Source organism: Lentzea flava (assembly GCF_014648475.1).
Classification (GTDB): domain Bacteria; phylum Actinomycetota; class Actinomycetes; order Mycobacteriales; family Pseudonocardiaceae; genus Lentzea; species Lentzea flava.
This window is the reverse complement of sequence record NZ_BMRE01000043.1, coordinates 18432-31154: the sequence shown is the minus strand read 5'-3', so window position 1 is coordinate 31154 and position 12723 is coordinate 18432. Positions and strand designations below refer to the sequence as shown.

Genomic DNA, 12723 nt, shown 5'->3' with positions numbered 1-12723 from the left:
CGGTGAAGGCCGGCACCAAGGCCTGTCTCGCCACCGCGGGCAGACGGATCGGCCGGCTGGAGGTCGCCCAGATCGGCGGGCCGGGCAGGATGAAGAGCGACGTGACCGTGTGGGACCTTGCTGCCGGCTGATCACCCCGCGTTGAGACGATCGAACTCATCCAGAAGATCATTGACCAGCAACACCATCGACATCTTGATCTCGTCCGGGTCGCTGACCGGCGAGTTCGCGGAGACCGTTGGTCGCACTTGCCGCCGCCGTACTCGACAGTTGGTGAGAGGCGATGCTCACCAACCTTCCCGCCAGGGAGGCTGTGTCAACGGCACGGAGCAAACGAAGCACATCGAGGCCGTCCTTGGGCTTGAGCCGATGTGACTGCTGATCCCGCCGTTCAGCGATCTTGACCACCTTCGAGACGACCAGGGCCGCCGGCTCCAGCCCGAACGTGCGCCGAGCCGTGGCTTTGCCCTCGTGCGGAGGTTGGAGGCGAGCAGATCTGCGGCCTTTTTGACCGCACAGTGCTTCTGGAGCCATGAGATCGACAGTGATGTCGCCTGGGCCGATCCAGCTTCCAGGTTGCCTGCCTGGCGCGAACCCGGCCGCGCTCATCGCATCGATGATCGACGGTTCATCCGCGAGCCGGCCAGGCACCAGCGCGAGATCCGCATCCGTCGTCGTAGGCGCGGTGGCGAAGTCCGCCTGGTTCGCGTGCAGGTAAACCGCCTGTGCGCCGACAAGGACGAGAGCGTCTCGGTGCGGCCCGAGTCCGTCCAGTGCGTCGAGGAGCACCGATCGAGCCTTGACGTACTCCTGCGAGATCATTTTTCCCAACCGGAATCACTTGTCTCGAGCGCTGCCATCAGCTGCTCGGCTTCCTCGGTCGACCGTCCTGGTCCGGTCAGCAAATCCGCGACAACCTGAGCAGGAGACGCGTAGTTGATGCCGTCGACGAGCCGGGCCTTCGCGTGAACCACGTCGTCGAAAGGCCTCATGACCAGAACGTTGGCTCCACGATCAGCCTTTTTCAGACCGATCTGTTTCATCAGTCCGATTGGGTCCTCGGCGTACAAGCTCACCGAGACCATCGGCGACACAGGGGTCACGTGGTCAGGCAGATACGCCCGCGCAGCCGCCGAACCCGTGACGACGACCCCTGTGCCGAGCGACGACAAGGCTTTGAGCGCGTGACTCAACCCTCGCGGATCCAGCGTGGAGATGACTTCGTTCGACTCCATGACCCTGTAGTCCTGCACCCAGCGCTCAACGAGCAACCGCTTGCGGACGGAGGTGGCCGCGCCGTCCTCACTTCTCACGACCACCGCTTCCCGGTCCAGCAGTTCAAGAACTCTCGCGCTCGTCGCTGCTCCCACATGCGCACGTTCAGCGAGTTCCCGGACCCCCACCGGCAACTCGGTCTCGGCCAGTTCGAGCACGACCTTCGCGGCGGCAGGCCCTCGGAGAGTCTTGAGCAACCGGTCTGAGGGATCGCGAAACCCACTGCGCTCGGCACCTTTGCGGTCGAGGAAAACCGCGGGCCTGTCAAGTCTCAGGCGCAGATTGCCGGTCAGATCGAACCAACCCATGCCGTGCTGTTCCAACTGCGCACGGGTCGTCGGAGACACGAACGGCACGGCAAGCACCGTCCCGCCAACGGGCGTGCCACGGCCTGCCATGACGGAGGCATATCTCTCGATCTGATGAGCTGCTCGTGTGACGTCCCTCGGAACGACGGCCCCCTTGCATTCGACCAGGACCACTGCGCGGCTGCCGTCTGGCGCCTCGATCACGACCTGAGCATCGGGCTCAGTGCTTCGACCGCCGTCAGCGCGTGGAAGGAGGTCAAGCTGAACAGACCAACTGGACGGCAACAGCGAGCGCAGCACCTGCCCAAAGGCACCCGCAAGCTCGGCCGTTCCACTTATAGCTCTGTTCCGCGACACATGGAACATGTTAGTTCATGGAACAGCTCCAAGTCGGGATCCGGCGTCACACGGTTGGCTGATTCGGCTTGCGGTCGACCTCCTTGCTCGCGTCCCAGGCGCGCCTGAGCACGTCCTGCAGCATCTCCTGGGTGAGCTTCCCGGTGAACGTGTTCTGCTGAGAGACGTGGTAGCAGCCGAAGATCCGCAGCCCGCCGATCTCCACCTCCACCCCGTGTCCGAACTTGGGCCGCGCGGGTCCCAGCAACGGCAGGAACGCCTGCCACCCGAACGCCCCGAGCACGACGACGGACCGCAGCGACTTCATCAGCCCGAGCTCCTCGCGCAGGAACGGTGAGCAGCGGTCCCGTTCCTTCGGCGTCGGCTTGTTCTGCGGCGGCGCGCACCGCACCGGCGAGGCGATCCGGACGCCGTACAGCTCCAGGCCGTCGTCGATCGCCCACGCCTCGGGCTGTGAGGCCAGCCCGACCTCGTACAACGCCCGGTAGAGGAAGTCGCCGGACCTGTCGCCGGTGAACATCCGCCCCGTCCTGTTCGCGCCGTGCGCGGCGGGTGCGAGGCCCACGATGAGCAGCGAGGCGTCGATCGGGCCGAAGCTCGGGACCGGCTTGCCCCAGTAGGTCTGGTCGCGGAAGGCGGCGCGTTTCACGGCGGCGACGGACTCGCGCCACGCGACCAGGCGCGGGCACGCTCGGCAGGCCGTAATTCGATCGTCGAGTTCCGTAGTGTTGCTCCTATGTCCGAGGAGAAGACCGAAGAGAAGCCCGAGTCTCCTGCTGATGACCTGGTCACCACCCAGCACAGCATCACCGTCAAGGGCCGCGAGCTGAACTACACCGCCACCGCCGGGCGTGTCGTGCTCAGGGAAGAAGTGCTCAAGGACGGCGTGTTCGAAGGCCACAAGCCCAAGGCAGAGGTGTTCCTGACCGCGTACACGCTCGACGGCGCCGACCCGCTGAAGAGGCCGGTGACGTTCGCGTTCAACGGCGGACCGGGATCCGCGAGCCTCTGGCTGCACATGGGGCTCCTCGGGCCCCGCCGGGTGCTGAGCGGTGACGTCGGCAACCTGACCCCGCCGCCGTACGGCATCGCGGACAACGAGGAGTCGCTGCTCGCCGAGAGCGACCTCGTGTTCATCGACCCGGTGTCGACCGGCTTCTCCCGGGCCGCGAAGGGCGAGAAGCCCGGCAGCTACCACGGCTACCAGCCCGACATCGACTCCGTCGCCGAGATCATCCGGCTGTGGACGTCGCGCAACGGCCGGTGGATGTCGCCCAAGTTCATCTGCGGCGAGTCGTACGGCACGCTGCGAGCGGCCGGTCTCGCCGAGCACCTGCAGAAGAAGTACGGCATGTACCTCAACGGCCTCATGCTGATCTCCTCGGTGCTGGACTTCGCGACGCTGGAGTTCAACGAGGGCCACGACCTCGGCTACACGCTCTTCCTGCCCACGTACGCGGCCATCGCGCACTACCACGGCCTGCACGGCGACCGGCCGTTGAAGGAGGTGCTCGCCGAGGCGGAGGAGTTCGCGGTCCGCGACTACCCGTACGCCCTGGCCCGCGGCAACAGGCTGAGCGACGTGGAGCGCGCCGCGACGATCGAGAAGCTGGCGCGGCTCACGGGCCTGTCCGAGGAGTACGTGGACGCGGTCGACCTGCGCATCGAGCACATCCGGTTCTTCACCGAGCTGCTGCGCCGCGACCGCAGGACCGTCGGCCGTCTCGACGGCCGCTTCACGGGCTGGGACAAGGACTACGGCCGCGAGGAGATCTCCGCGGACCCGTCCATCGACGCGATCCTCGGCCCGTACTCGGCGACCATGAACCACTACCTGCACGCCGAGCTCGGCTACTCCAACGACCTGCCGTACGAGATCCTCTCGCGCGCCATCGAACAGTGGTCGTACAAGGAGTTCGAGGGCCGCCACGTCACCACCGCGGGCAAGCTCTCGGCCGCGATGCGCGCGAACCCGCACCTGAAGGTCCACGTCGCGTTCGGCTGGTACGACGGCGCCACGCCGTACTTCGCGGCCGAGCACCTCCTCGCGCACCTGCAGATCCCGAAGGAGCTCACGGCGAACATCGAGTCGGCCTACTACCCGGCCGGCCACATGATGTACGTGCACGAGCCCTCGCGGATCCAGCAGTCCGAGGACCTCGCGGCCTTCGTGCGGAACTCGTCCAACACGTGATCCTCGACCTGTCCGACGACGCCGTCCTGCACGAGCTGTGGACGGTGCAGCGGCTGGCCTACGCCGTCGAGGCCGAGATCATCGGCTTCGACGGCATCCCGCCGTTGCACGAGTCGCTCGACGACCTCCGGGCTTCCGGTGAGACCTTCCTCGGGATCTACGATGAGGAAGGTCTCGTGGGCGCGGTGTCGTACCGGCTCGACGGGTCCACTGTGGACATCTGCAGGCTGGTCGTGCACCCGCGGGCGCACCGGCGTGGCATCGCGACGCGACTGCTCGACGCGCTTCCCGGTGGCCCGCAGACCGTGAGCACGGGCACGAAGAACGAGCCGGCGCTGCGGCTGTACCGCAAGCGCGGGTTCGTGGAGATCGGGGAGCGCGAGGTGGCGCCGGGTGTGTCGCTCACGGACCTCGCGCGGGCACACCGTTGATGACGAACTGGAGCGGCGCGAACGGGCGCGGGGTGACCGCGTGCCCGGCCAGGCCGCCGCGCAGCTCGACGAGGTCCACCGGCACGGGCTCGACGGCTTCGAGGTCGACACGAGCAGAAGCAGCCCGCGCGAGTGCGCGCAGGCATCCGCTGAACACGATGAACGGCGCATTCGTCCACCTCAGGTGAACAAATGCGCCGTTCATCAAAAAACGGTTCAGACGACCGAGCGCTCCTCGGCGAAGTGGCACGCGGCCGGGTGGCCCCCGTTCCGCGGCACCAGCTCCGGCACCTCGGTCGCGCAGACGTCCTGCGCCTTCCAGCACCGCGTGCGGAACCGGCAGCCCGACGGCGGGTCGATCGGTGACGGCACGTCACCCGTCAGGCGGATGACGTCACGCCGGCCGCGCTGGGTCGGGTCCGGCACCGGCACGGCGGACAGCAGCGCCTGCGTGTACGGGTGCATCGGCCGCTCGTAGATCTCGTCCTCGGTGCCGATCTCCACGATCTTGCCGAGGTACATCACCGCGACGCGGTCGGACAGGTGGCGCACCACCGACAGGTCGTGGGCGATGAAGACGTACGACAGGCCCATCTCGCTCTGCAGGTCGCCCAGCAGGTTCATCACCTGGGCCTGGATCGACACGTCCAGAGCGGACACCGGCTCGTCGCACACGATCACCTTGGGCTTCAGCGCCAGCGCACGCGCGATGCCGATGCGCTGGCGCTGACCGCCGGAGAACTGGTGCGGGTACCGGTTGATGTGCTCCGGGTTGAGACCCACGATCTCCAGGAGTTCCTGGACCTTCTGCTGGCGCGAACCCTTCGGCGCCACCTCGGTGTGGATCTCGAAGGGCTCACCGACGATATCGCCGACCGTCATGCGCGGGTTCAGCGACGTGTACGGGTCCTGCAGCACGATCTGGATGTCGCGGCGCAGCTTGCGCAGCTCCGCGCCCTTCATGCTGAAGATGTCGCGGCCCTCGAAGCGGGCCACGCCGGACGTCGGCGGCTCCAGGCGCATCAGCACCTGGGCCAGGGTGGACTTGCCGCAGCCGGACTCGCCCACGACGCCCAGGGTCTCGCCCTTGTTCAACGAGAACGAGACGCCGTCGACGGCCTTGACGTGGCCCACGGTGCGCTTGAACAGCACGCCGACGCGGACCGGGAAGTGCTTGACGAGGTTCTCGACCTCGAGGATCGCCTCAGCCACGAGCGACGACCTCCTCCGCGATGTGGCACCGGCTGGTGCGGCCCATGCCGAGGTTGTGCACGGCAGGAACCTCCGTGACGCACCGGTCGAACGCGCGCGGGCAGCGCGGGTTGAACGGGCAGCCGGGCGGGATGTTGGTCAGCGACGGGGGCAGACCCTTGATCGTCTTGAGCTCCTGGCCCTTGAGGTCCAGGCGCGGCAACGATTCCAGCAGCGACTCGGTGTACGGGTGGCCCGGCGCGCGGAACAGCTCGTACACGTCGGCGTGCTCGACGATGCGGCCCGCGTACATGACCGAGATCCGGTCCGCGACGTCGGCGACGACGCCGAGGTCGTGGGTGATCAGGATCATGCCCATGTCGCGTTCCTTCTGGATCTCCGCCAGCAGGTCCATGATCTGGGCCTGCACGGTGACGTCCAGAGCGGTGGTGGGCTCGTCCGCGATCAGCAGCTCCGGGTCGAGCGCCAGCGACATCGCGATCATCGCGCGCTGCCGCATACCGCCGGAGAACTGGTGCGGGTAGTCCGAGACGCGGCCCTTGGCGTTCGGGATCTTGACCTGGTCGAGCAGCTCCACAGCGCGCTTGCGGGCGTCCGCTTTGGACATTCCGCGGCGGACCTTGAGCTGCTCCTCGATCTGGAACCCGACCGTGAACACGGGGTTCAGGGCGGACAACGCGTCCTGGAAGATCATGGCGATGCCCTCGCCACGAACCTGACGCCGCTCCTCCGCCGACTTGGTCAGCAGGTCCTCACCGCGGAACTTGATCGAGCCCTTGGTGATGAACGCGGGCGGCATGTCCAGGATGCCCATGATCGTCTGCGCGGTCACGGACTTGCCGGAGCCGGATTCACCCAGCACCGCAAGGGTTTCGCCCGCCGAGACGTGGTACGAAACGCCGTTGAGCACCTTCGCGACACCGTCGCGGGTGCGGAATTCCACGTGGAGATCCTCGACCTCCAGCAATGGCTGAGTCACGAGATCTCCCTATCGGGACTTGGGGTCGAGAGCGTCGCGCACGGCGTCGCCGAGCATGACGAAGGCCAGCACGGTGACGGTCACGAAGCCCGCGGGGAACAGCAGCATGTGCGGTGCCGACTGGAAGTAGTCGCGGGACTCCGAGATCATCACGCCCCACGACACGACCGGCGGACGCAGGCCGATGCCGAGGAACGCGAGCGTCGCCTCTGCACCGATGAAGGCACCCAGGGCGATCGTCGCGTAGACCATCACCGGCGCGACCGTGTTGGGCAGCAGGTGCCGGAACACGATCCGCAGCGGGGAGGCGCCGAGACCGCGCGCGGCCTTGACGTAGTCCTGCTGCTTCGCCACCAGCGTCGCGGACCGCATGATGCGCATCGCGACCGGCCACGACAGCACCGCGATCGAGAGCACCACCTGCGTGACGATCCGGACCACACCGGGGTTCTCCGACGGTGCGTTCAGCGTCGTGAGGATGACGATCGCGCCGAGCACGAACGGGATGCCCGCGAAGATGTCGGCGAACCGGGACAGCACGCTGTCGATCCACGTCTTCGCGTAGCCCGCGATGATGCCGACGAACGAGCCGATCAGCACGGTCAGGATCGTCGAGAAGATGCCCACCAGCAACGACGCCCGCGCGCCGTACATGGCACGGGCGTACACGTCGTAGCCCTGCAGGTCGTAGCCGAACCACGCCTCGCTGGACGGTGTGGCCAGCGACTTGTCGAGGTTGGCGTGGCGCGGGTCGACCGACGTGAAGAGCGACGGCCAGATCGCCATCACCACGACGATCACGATGATCACCAGCGAGATGATGAACGTGGGCTTGCGCCGCAACTCCTGCCACGCGTCGCTCCACAGGGAGCGCGGCCTGCGCTGCTTCTGCGACGAGTCGTCGAGGTGGCTCGCCTGGTCGACGCCGGCGGCCGCGGCCGCCTCGAGTCCGGTTCCGCCGGACACGGATCCTGGGTCACTCATAGCGAATCCTCGGGTCGAGAACGGCGTACAGGAGGTCGACGAGAAGGCTGGCCAGCAGGTAGACGAGCACCAGCAGGGTCACGATGCCCGTGACCATGACGCCTTCCTTCTCCTGGATGCCGCGGAAGATCAGGCCACCGATGCCGTTGATGTTGAACACGCCCTCGGTGACGATCGCGCCGCCCATGAGGCTACCGAGGTCGGTGCCGAGGAACGTGATCACCGGGATCAGCGAGTTGCGCAGCAGGTGGATGCCGACGACGCGCGTCTGCGGCTGGCCCTTCGCGATCGCCGTGCGCACGTAGTCGGAGCGGCGGTTCTCCACGATGCTCGTCCGCGTCAGCCGGGCGACGTAGGCCATCGAGAGACTGCCGAGCACGAAGCCGGGAAGGATCAGCTCCCCGATCGTCGGATCGGTGCTGACCGATGTGTCCATGATGTCGAAGCCCTGCGGGCCGAGGTAGAGCCTCAGCACGAAGCCGGTGACGAACACCGGCAGCGAGATCAGGAACAGCGTCGACACCAGCACCAGGTTGTCCAGGAAGCCCTGCTTGCGCAGACCGGTGAGGACACCGGCGATGATGCCGATGAGCGCCTCGATGATCACCGCGATGATGCCGAGCTTGAAGGTGATGGGCCAGGAGGTGGAGATCTGCTCACCGACGGAGACACCGTTGAACGTCGTGCCGAAGTCGCCGGTCAGCAGGTTGCCGAGGTACTTGAAGTACTGGATCAGCAACGGGTCGTTGAGGTTGAGCTTCGCGCTCATCTCGGCGATGTACGACGGGTCGCACGGCCGCTGGCCGCACTTGCCCGAGAACGGGTCCTGCGGAATCGCCCACACCAGGGCGTAGATCAGAAAAGTGGTCCCCAGGAAGACCGGTATCAGCTGCAGCAGACGGCGCAGCACATAGCGACCCATGAGGTCGGCTCCTTGCGTGGTGGGGGGCGCCTGGCCTGAGCCTGAACACCCTTCCGGCCCCGCGTCCGTAACGCTTGGCGGACGCGAGGCCGGAAAGGGTTACTGCTCAGAGATCACTTGCTCAGGTTCAGACGTGTGCTTCGTCGGCTGTCAGCTCTTCGCCTTCACGCGGAACGCAGCGAGCTCGGCGTCACGGGTGAAGGTCAGCTTGGCGGCGAGGAGGTTCTTCGACCGCGCGCCGATGCCCTTCTCGTTCCACGTCGGGATCGACGGCATGTCCTTCGCGATCAGGTCCTCCGCCTGCTGGTAGAGCTTGATCGCCTCGTCCGGGTTCGCCGTGCCGTCGGCCTTCTCCAGCAGCGCGTCCACCGCGGGGTTCGAGTAGTTCGAGTCGTTCGACGAACCACCGGTGCGGTACAGCGGGTTGAGGAAGTTCTCGATCGACGGGTAGTCGGCCGACCAGTCCGAACGGCTCATGCCGGTCAGCTGCTTGCCGTCGACGATCTGACGGAACGCACCGAAGTTGGTGGCACCGACGAACTCGCACTCGACGCCCAGCGCCTGCTTGATGCTGTTGCACGCCGCCTCGAGCGGCTCCTTGCGGCCACCGTCCTGGTTGGACTGGATGGTCAGCTTGCCGGTGAAGCCGGACTCCTGGAACAGCTGCTTGGCCTTCTCCGGGTTGTACGTGCAGTACTCGCCGCAGATGCCCTTGCGGTAGCCCTTGATGCCGGGCGAGACCCAGCCGTCGGACGGCACGTAGGAGCCGGCCAGCACGGTCTTGGTGATCTGCTCGCGGTTGATGGCCATCGAGATGGCCTGGCGGAGCTTCACGTTGTCCTTGAACGCCGGGATGTAGTACGGCAGAGCGATCGCGCTCTGGCTCAGCAGGTTGGCGTTCAGGACCTGGTCACCGAGGTCCGCCTTGTACTTCTCGCCGACCTTGGCCGACGGCGGCAGCGCCTCCATGAAGTCCAGCTTGCCCGCGACCAGGTCCTGGTACGCGGTCTCCTGGCTGGAGTAGATCTTCACGTCGAGGGTCTTGAAGTGGACCTTGTCCTCGAGCTTGTAGTCGTCGAAGCGCTCGAGCTTGATCAGCGCGTTCGGCGTGCGGGAGACGAACTTCATCGGGCCGTTGCCGATCGGCTTCGCCTCGAACGCCTTCGGGTCCGCGAAGAACGCGTCGGGCAGCGGCGCGAACGGCTGGTAGCCGATCATGATCGGGAAGACCGAGTTGGGCGCGCTCAGCGTGACCTCGAACTCGGTGTCGCTGACGACCTTCAGGCCGGACATCTTGTCCTTGGCCGGCTTCGCGGCCTCGTCGGCCGGGTGGACGTCCTTGTAGCCCTCGATCGGAGCCATGAACGAGCCCGCCTGCTGCGCGTTCGGCGCGTACGCGGCGTAGTTCCAGGCGTCGACGAAGTTCTTGGCCTTGACGTCGGTGCCGTCGTGGAACTTCTGGCCCGGCTTCAGCTTGATCTTGTAGACCTTGGCGTCGCTCGACTCGATCGACTCCGCGGCCAGGTTGAACGTGGCGCCGTCCTCAGGCTTGTACCCGACCAGACGCGTGAACAGAGCGTCGGTGATCTTGCCGCCGCCCGCCTCGGTCGTGTTGGCCGGGAACAGCGTGCTCTTGGGCTCGGTGCCGTAAATCGACACGGTGCCGTCCGGGTCTTCCTTGCCACCAGCGGTGGAACTACCACCACCGCCACCGCACGCGCTGAGCGTCATGGCCAGCGCGACTGGCAGAGCCACCCACGCAACCCGTGATCGCGACATCAGTCTCTCCCGCCTTTCCCCGGCGTCGCCGCAGTTATTGCGTGCGCACGCCTCCCCGGGAGGTCTCGTCCACCTCCCAAAACGTGAGAGGACGTTAACCGGGGTGTCCAGGAGTACGCGCACCGAAAGCGGTCACAAACTCGTCACGATCACCTCAAGTCGACCTTAATTCGGCGCTAGACCAGGGCAAACGCGATGCCGTCGAGGATGTCGTGCTCACTGCACACGAGCGTGCGAATACCCGCGCGATTCTCCAGCTCCTCGGCAATCGCGCGTAGAACGAGCGCTCCACCGCAGATCACGTCCACCCGACCGGGGTGCATGGGCCCGAGCGAGGCACGCTCATCATGCGTCATGGAGAGGATACGGTCGGTGATTTCCCGAACATTGTCAAGTGTGATCCTGCTGAGGTGAATAACGTCGCTGTTGTACACCTCCAGCCCTTGGACCAGGGCTGACAACGTTGTGACGGTCCCGGCGACGCCAATCCACGTCTTCGCCTTCTCGACCGGCACGATCTCGAAGGCTTCTTTGATCGCGGCGCGCGCAAACGCTTCCGCTTCCGCGATTTCGCTCTTACCGGGCGGATCGGAGTGGATGAACCGCTCGGTCAGCCGCACGCACCCGATGTCCATCGACCGCGCGGCCTCGACCTCCAAGCCGCCGCCGAGGACGAACTCGGTCGAACCTCCACCCAAATCGGTGACGAGGAAGGGTCCCTCGTCCGGGTCAAGATCGGCCACCGCGCCGAGGTAGGAGAGCCTCGCCTCCTCGTCCCCGGTGATCACCTCCGCGGGCGCGCCGAGGATCTCCTCGGTCATGCCGAAGAACTCGTCGCGGTTGCTCGCGTCGCGCGTGGCGCTGGTGGCGACCATGCGGGCCACTTCGACGCCCTTGCGCTGCATCGTGCGCGCGTAGTCGAGGAGCGCTTGTTTCGTCCGCTCGATCGCGTCGGGGTGCAACCGCCCGGTCGCGTCCACACCCTGCCCGAGGCGAACGATCTTCATCTCGCGGTGCACGTCCCGCAGCCACGCGGTGCCGTCGTCGCGCTTCGTCACGTCCGCGACGAGCAGTCGGATCGAGTTGGTCCCGCAGTCGATCGCCGCAACCCGCGACATGATCACCCCTACTTCAGCGTCCGGTACTCCTCCGCAAGCATGGCGTACACGTAGAGGTCGCCCCACTCGCCCTTCAAGATCCCGAAGTCCCTGAAGTGGGCTTCCCTGCGCATGCCCAGGCGTTCCATGAGGCGCCAGGACGGTTCGTTGCGCGGATCACACTGGGCGATGATCCGGTGCAGGCCGAGCCCTTCGAAGCCGAGCTTCAGCATCGCGCCGGCCGCCTCGGTGGCGAGGCCCTTGCCCTGGAACTCGGGGTTGAAGCCGTAGCCGATCTCGCCCTGGCGGTCGGTCTCGCTCAGCCACTTGAGGACGACGTCCCCGACGACCCTGCGTGCCTCCGGCCAGTAGACGGCGAGCGCGAGCCGCTGCCCCTCCTCGGTCAGCTCGTCCTCGGTCATCCGCCTGGCGAGCAGCTCCGCGCACGCCGCCCGGTCGGGGACCTCGGTGAAGAGGTAGCGCTGGACGTCCGGACGGGCGCGGTAGGCGAAGAAGTCGTCCAGGTCGCGCTCTTCGAAGGGGCGCAGGAGCAGGCGCTCGGTCTTCAGCGGGTAGTCAGGACGCACGCACTCGCTCCGGCATCACCCCCAGGACCAGGTGCTCCAGCCCTTCGTCACCGGCGCCGAACGACGCCAGCCAGTCGGCGACGAGGTAAATCACGCTGTTCTCATCGATGCCGAGGAAGAACCTGCCCCGGTCGAGCTCGCCGAGCGGCGCGATGACCCTGCCGACCGAGGCTCCCCATTCGCCGAACCTGTCGTCCTCGCCGAGTGCGAGCAGCGGGTCGAACTCGAACGGCTCCTTCGCCCGCGTGAGTCCTGGGCCGCCGTGGTCGACGGACAGGCCGCCGAACTCCGCGAGGAACCGTTCTGCTGCTTCGGGGAAGACGAAGCCCGACTCCTCCAGCGGGACGCGCCACACCGCGGTGTCGACCGTCCTGCCTGGGTACCAACCGGCGCCTCTGAGCGTTTTCTCGGTTTCGCGCGTGAACCTTGAGGTCACGGGGTCTTCACGAGGTGTAGGAAGGCCGTCCAGGCCTCCTCCGACACGGGGAGGTGAGTGGCGGGAGCCTTGCTGTCACGGATGCCGATGCCGTGGCCGACCTCAACGCACTCGCTTCCATCTGCGCTGTAGCTGCTCTTGCGCCAGTTCGGCATGCGGAAC

The 12723-nt window shown here is 66.5% G+C and carries 15 protein-coding genes and 1 pseudogene; 4 read left to right on the top strand and 12 right to left on the bottom strand.

Annotation, left to right across the window (positions count from 1 at the left end):
* Positions 1 to 2 precede the first annotated feature (2 nt).
* Positions 3 to 131 (top strand): hypothetical protein, encoded by a 129-nt coding sequence (locus IEZ09_RS47545; RefSeq protein WP_268247671.1) that lies wholly within the window; start codon positions 3 to 5, stop codon positions 129 to 131.
* A 37-nt stretch (positions 132 to 168) separates the two neighbouring features.
* On the opposite strand, the gene IEZ09_RS34395 is transcribed toward IEZ09_RS47545, so the two are convergent.
* The 3 genes from IEZ09_RS34395 to IEZ09_RS34385 form a co-directional block, all read right to left on the bottom strand.
* Positions 169 to 822 (bottom strand): hypothetical protein, encoded by a 654-nt coding sequence (locus IEZ09_RS34395; RefSeq protein ID WP_189257980.1) that lies wholly within the window; start codon positions 820 to 822, stop codon positions 169 to 171.
* Complete coding sequence (locus IEZ09_RS34390) at positions 819 to 1883, bottom strand: type IV toxin-antitoxin system AbiEi family antitoxin (protein ID WP_189257979.1); 1065 nt, start codon at positions 1881 to 1883, stop codon at positions 819 to 821. Before IEZ09_RS34390 ends, IEZ09_RS34395 begins: the two co-directional genes overlap by 4 nt.
* 103 nt (positions 1884 to 1986) lie before the next feature.
* A complete protein-coding gene (locus IEZ09_RS34385) occupies positions 1987 to 2646 on the bottom strand; it encodes a uracil-DNA glycosylase (protein ID WP_229813232.1) in 660 nt (219 codons plus the stop codon).
* 30 nt (positions 2647 to 2676) lie between these two features.
* On the opposite strand from IEZ09_RS34385, the gene IEZ09_RS34380 reads away from it, so the two are divergent.
* The 3 genes and pseudogenes from IEZ09_RS34380 to IEZ09_RS47755 form a co-directional block, all read left to right on the top strand.
* On the top strand, positions 2677 to 4134 hold the full coding sequence (locus tag IEZ09_RS34380; RefSeq protein ID WP_189257978.1) for a S10 family peptidase: 1458 nt from the start codon (positions 2677 to 2679) through the stop codon (positions 4132 to 4134).
* Entirely contained in the window at positions 4131 to 4565 is a 435-nt protein-coding gene (locus tag IEZ09_RS34375; RefSeq protein ID WP_189257977.1) for a GNAT family N-acetyltransferase, read from the top strand. The genes IEZ09_RS34380 and IEZ09_RS34375 overlap by 4 nt, the downstream gene beginning before the upstream one ends.
* Positions 4528 to 4659, top strand: a pseudogene (locus tag IEZ09_RS47755) (phosphotransferase-like protein); the annotation flags it as partial. The gene IEZ09_RS34375 and the pseudogene IEZ09_RS47755, both read left to right, overlap by 38 nt.
* Positions 4660 to 4781: 122 nt before the next feature.
* On the opposite strand, the gene IEZ09_RS34365 reads toward IEZ09_RS47755, so the two are convergent.
* The 9 genes from IEZ09_RS34365 to IEZ09_RS34325 form a co-directional block, all read right to left on the bottom strand.
* Positions 4782 to 5777, bottom strand: a complete 996-nt coding sequence (locus tag IEZ09_RS34365; protein ID WP_189257976.1) for an ABC transporter ATP-binding protein — start codon at positions 5775 to 5777, stop codon at positions 4782 to 4784.
* Complete coding sequence (locus IEZ09_RS34360) at positions 5770 to 6756, bottom strand: ABC transporter ATP-binding protein (protein WP_189257975.1); 987 nt, start codon at positions 6754 to 6756, stop codon at positions 5770 to 5772. Before IEZ09_RS34360 ends, IEZ09_RS34365 begins: the two co-directional genes overlap by 8 nt.
* Before the next feature lie 9 nt (positions 6757 to 6765).
* Positions 6766 to 7740, bottom strand: a complete 975-nt coding sequence (locus IEZ09_RS34355) for an ABC transporter permease (protein WP_189257974.1) — start codon at positions 7738 to 7740, stop codon at positions 6766 to 6768.
* Positions 7733 to 8662, bottom strand: a complete 930-nt coding sequence (locus IEZ09_RS34350) for an ABC transporter permease (protein ID WP_189257973.1) — start codon at positions 8660 to 8662, stop codon at positions 7733 to 7735. The genes IEZ09_RS34355 and IEZ09_RS34350 overlap by 8 nt, the downstream gene beginning before the upstream one ends.
* Before the next feature lie 150 nt (positions 8663 to 8812).
* Positions 8813 to 10441 carry a peptide ABC transporter substrate-binding protein gene (locus tag IEZ09_RS34345; RefSeq protein WP_189257972.1) on the bottom strand — a complete coding sequence of 543 codons (1629 nt, stop codon included), beginning with the start codon at positions 10439 to 10441 and terminating at the stop codon, positions 8813 to 8815.
* Positions 10442 to 10617: 176 nt separating this feature from the next.
* Positions 10618 to 11559 (bottom strand): Ppx/GppA phosphatase family protein, encoded by a 942-nt coding sequence (locus tag IEZ09_RS34340; RefSeq protein ID WP_229813222.1) that lies wholly within the window; start codon positions 11557 to 11559, stop codon positions 10618 to 10620.
* Positions 11560 to 11567: 8 nt separating this feature from the next.
* The gene (locus IEZ09_RS34335; RefSeq protein WP_189257970.1) at positions 11568 to 12125 is read right to left on the bottom strand and encodes a GNAT family N-acetyltransferase; all 558 of its coding nucleotides are present in this window, start codon (positions 12123 to 12125) and stop codon (positions 11568 to 11570) included.
* A complete protein-coding gene (locus tag IEZ09_RS34330; RefSeq protein WP_229813221.1) occupies positions 12115 to 12561 on the bottom strand; it encodes an SUKH-3 domain-containing protein in 447 nt (148 codons plus the stop codon). The genes IEZ09_RS34335 and IEZ09_RS34330 overlap by 11 nt, the downstream gene beginning before the upstream one ends.
* The gene (locus tag IEZ09_RS34325) at positions 12558 to 12716 is read right to left on the bottom strand and encodes a DUF397 domain-containing protein (protein ID WP_189257969.1); all 159 of its coding nucleotides are present in this window, start codon (positions 12714 to 12716) and stop codon (positions 12558 to 12560) included. Before IEZ09_RS34325 ends, IEZ09_RS34330 begins: the two co-directional genes overlap by 4 nt.
* Positions 12717 to 12723: the final 7 nt, after the last annotated feature.

What these genes read in the sequence shown, in the direction of transcription:
- IEZ09_RS34395 (WP_189257980.1), bottom strand. Translation starts at nt 822, where the DNA reads ATGATCTCGCAGGAGTACGTCAAGGCTCGATCGGTGCTCCTCGACGCA.
- IEZ09_RS34380 (WP_189257978.1), top strand. Translation starts at nt 2,677, where the DNA reads ATGTCCGAGGAGAAGACCGAAGAGAAGCCCGAGTCTCCTGCTGATGAC.
- IEZ09_RS34355 (WP_189257974.1), bottom strand. Translation starts at nt 7,740, where the DNA reads ATGAGTGACCCAGGATCCGTGTCCGGCGGAACCGGACTCGAGGCGGCC.
- IEZ09_RS34350 (WP_189257973.1), bottom strand. Translation starts at nt 8,662, where the DNA reads ATGGGTCGCTATGTGCTGCGCCGTCTGCTGCAGCTGATACCGGTCTTC.
- IEZ09_RS34345 (WP_189257972.1), bottom strand. Translation starts at nt 10,441, where the DNA reads ATGTCGCGATCACGGGTTGCGTGGGTGGCTCTGCCAGTCGCGCTGGCC.
- IEZ09_RS34340 (WP_229813222.1), bottom strand. Translation starts at nt 11,559, where the DNA reads ATGTCGCGGGTTGCGGCGATCGACTGCGGGACCAACTCGATCCGACTG.
- IEZ09_RS34325 (WP_189257969.1), bottom strand. Translation starts at nt 12,716, where the DNA reads ATGCCGAACTGGCGCAAGAGCAGCTACAGCGCAGATGGAAGCGAGTGC.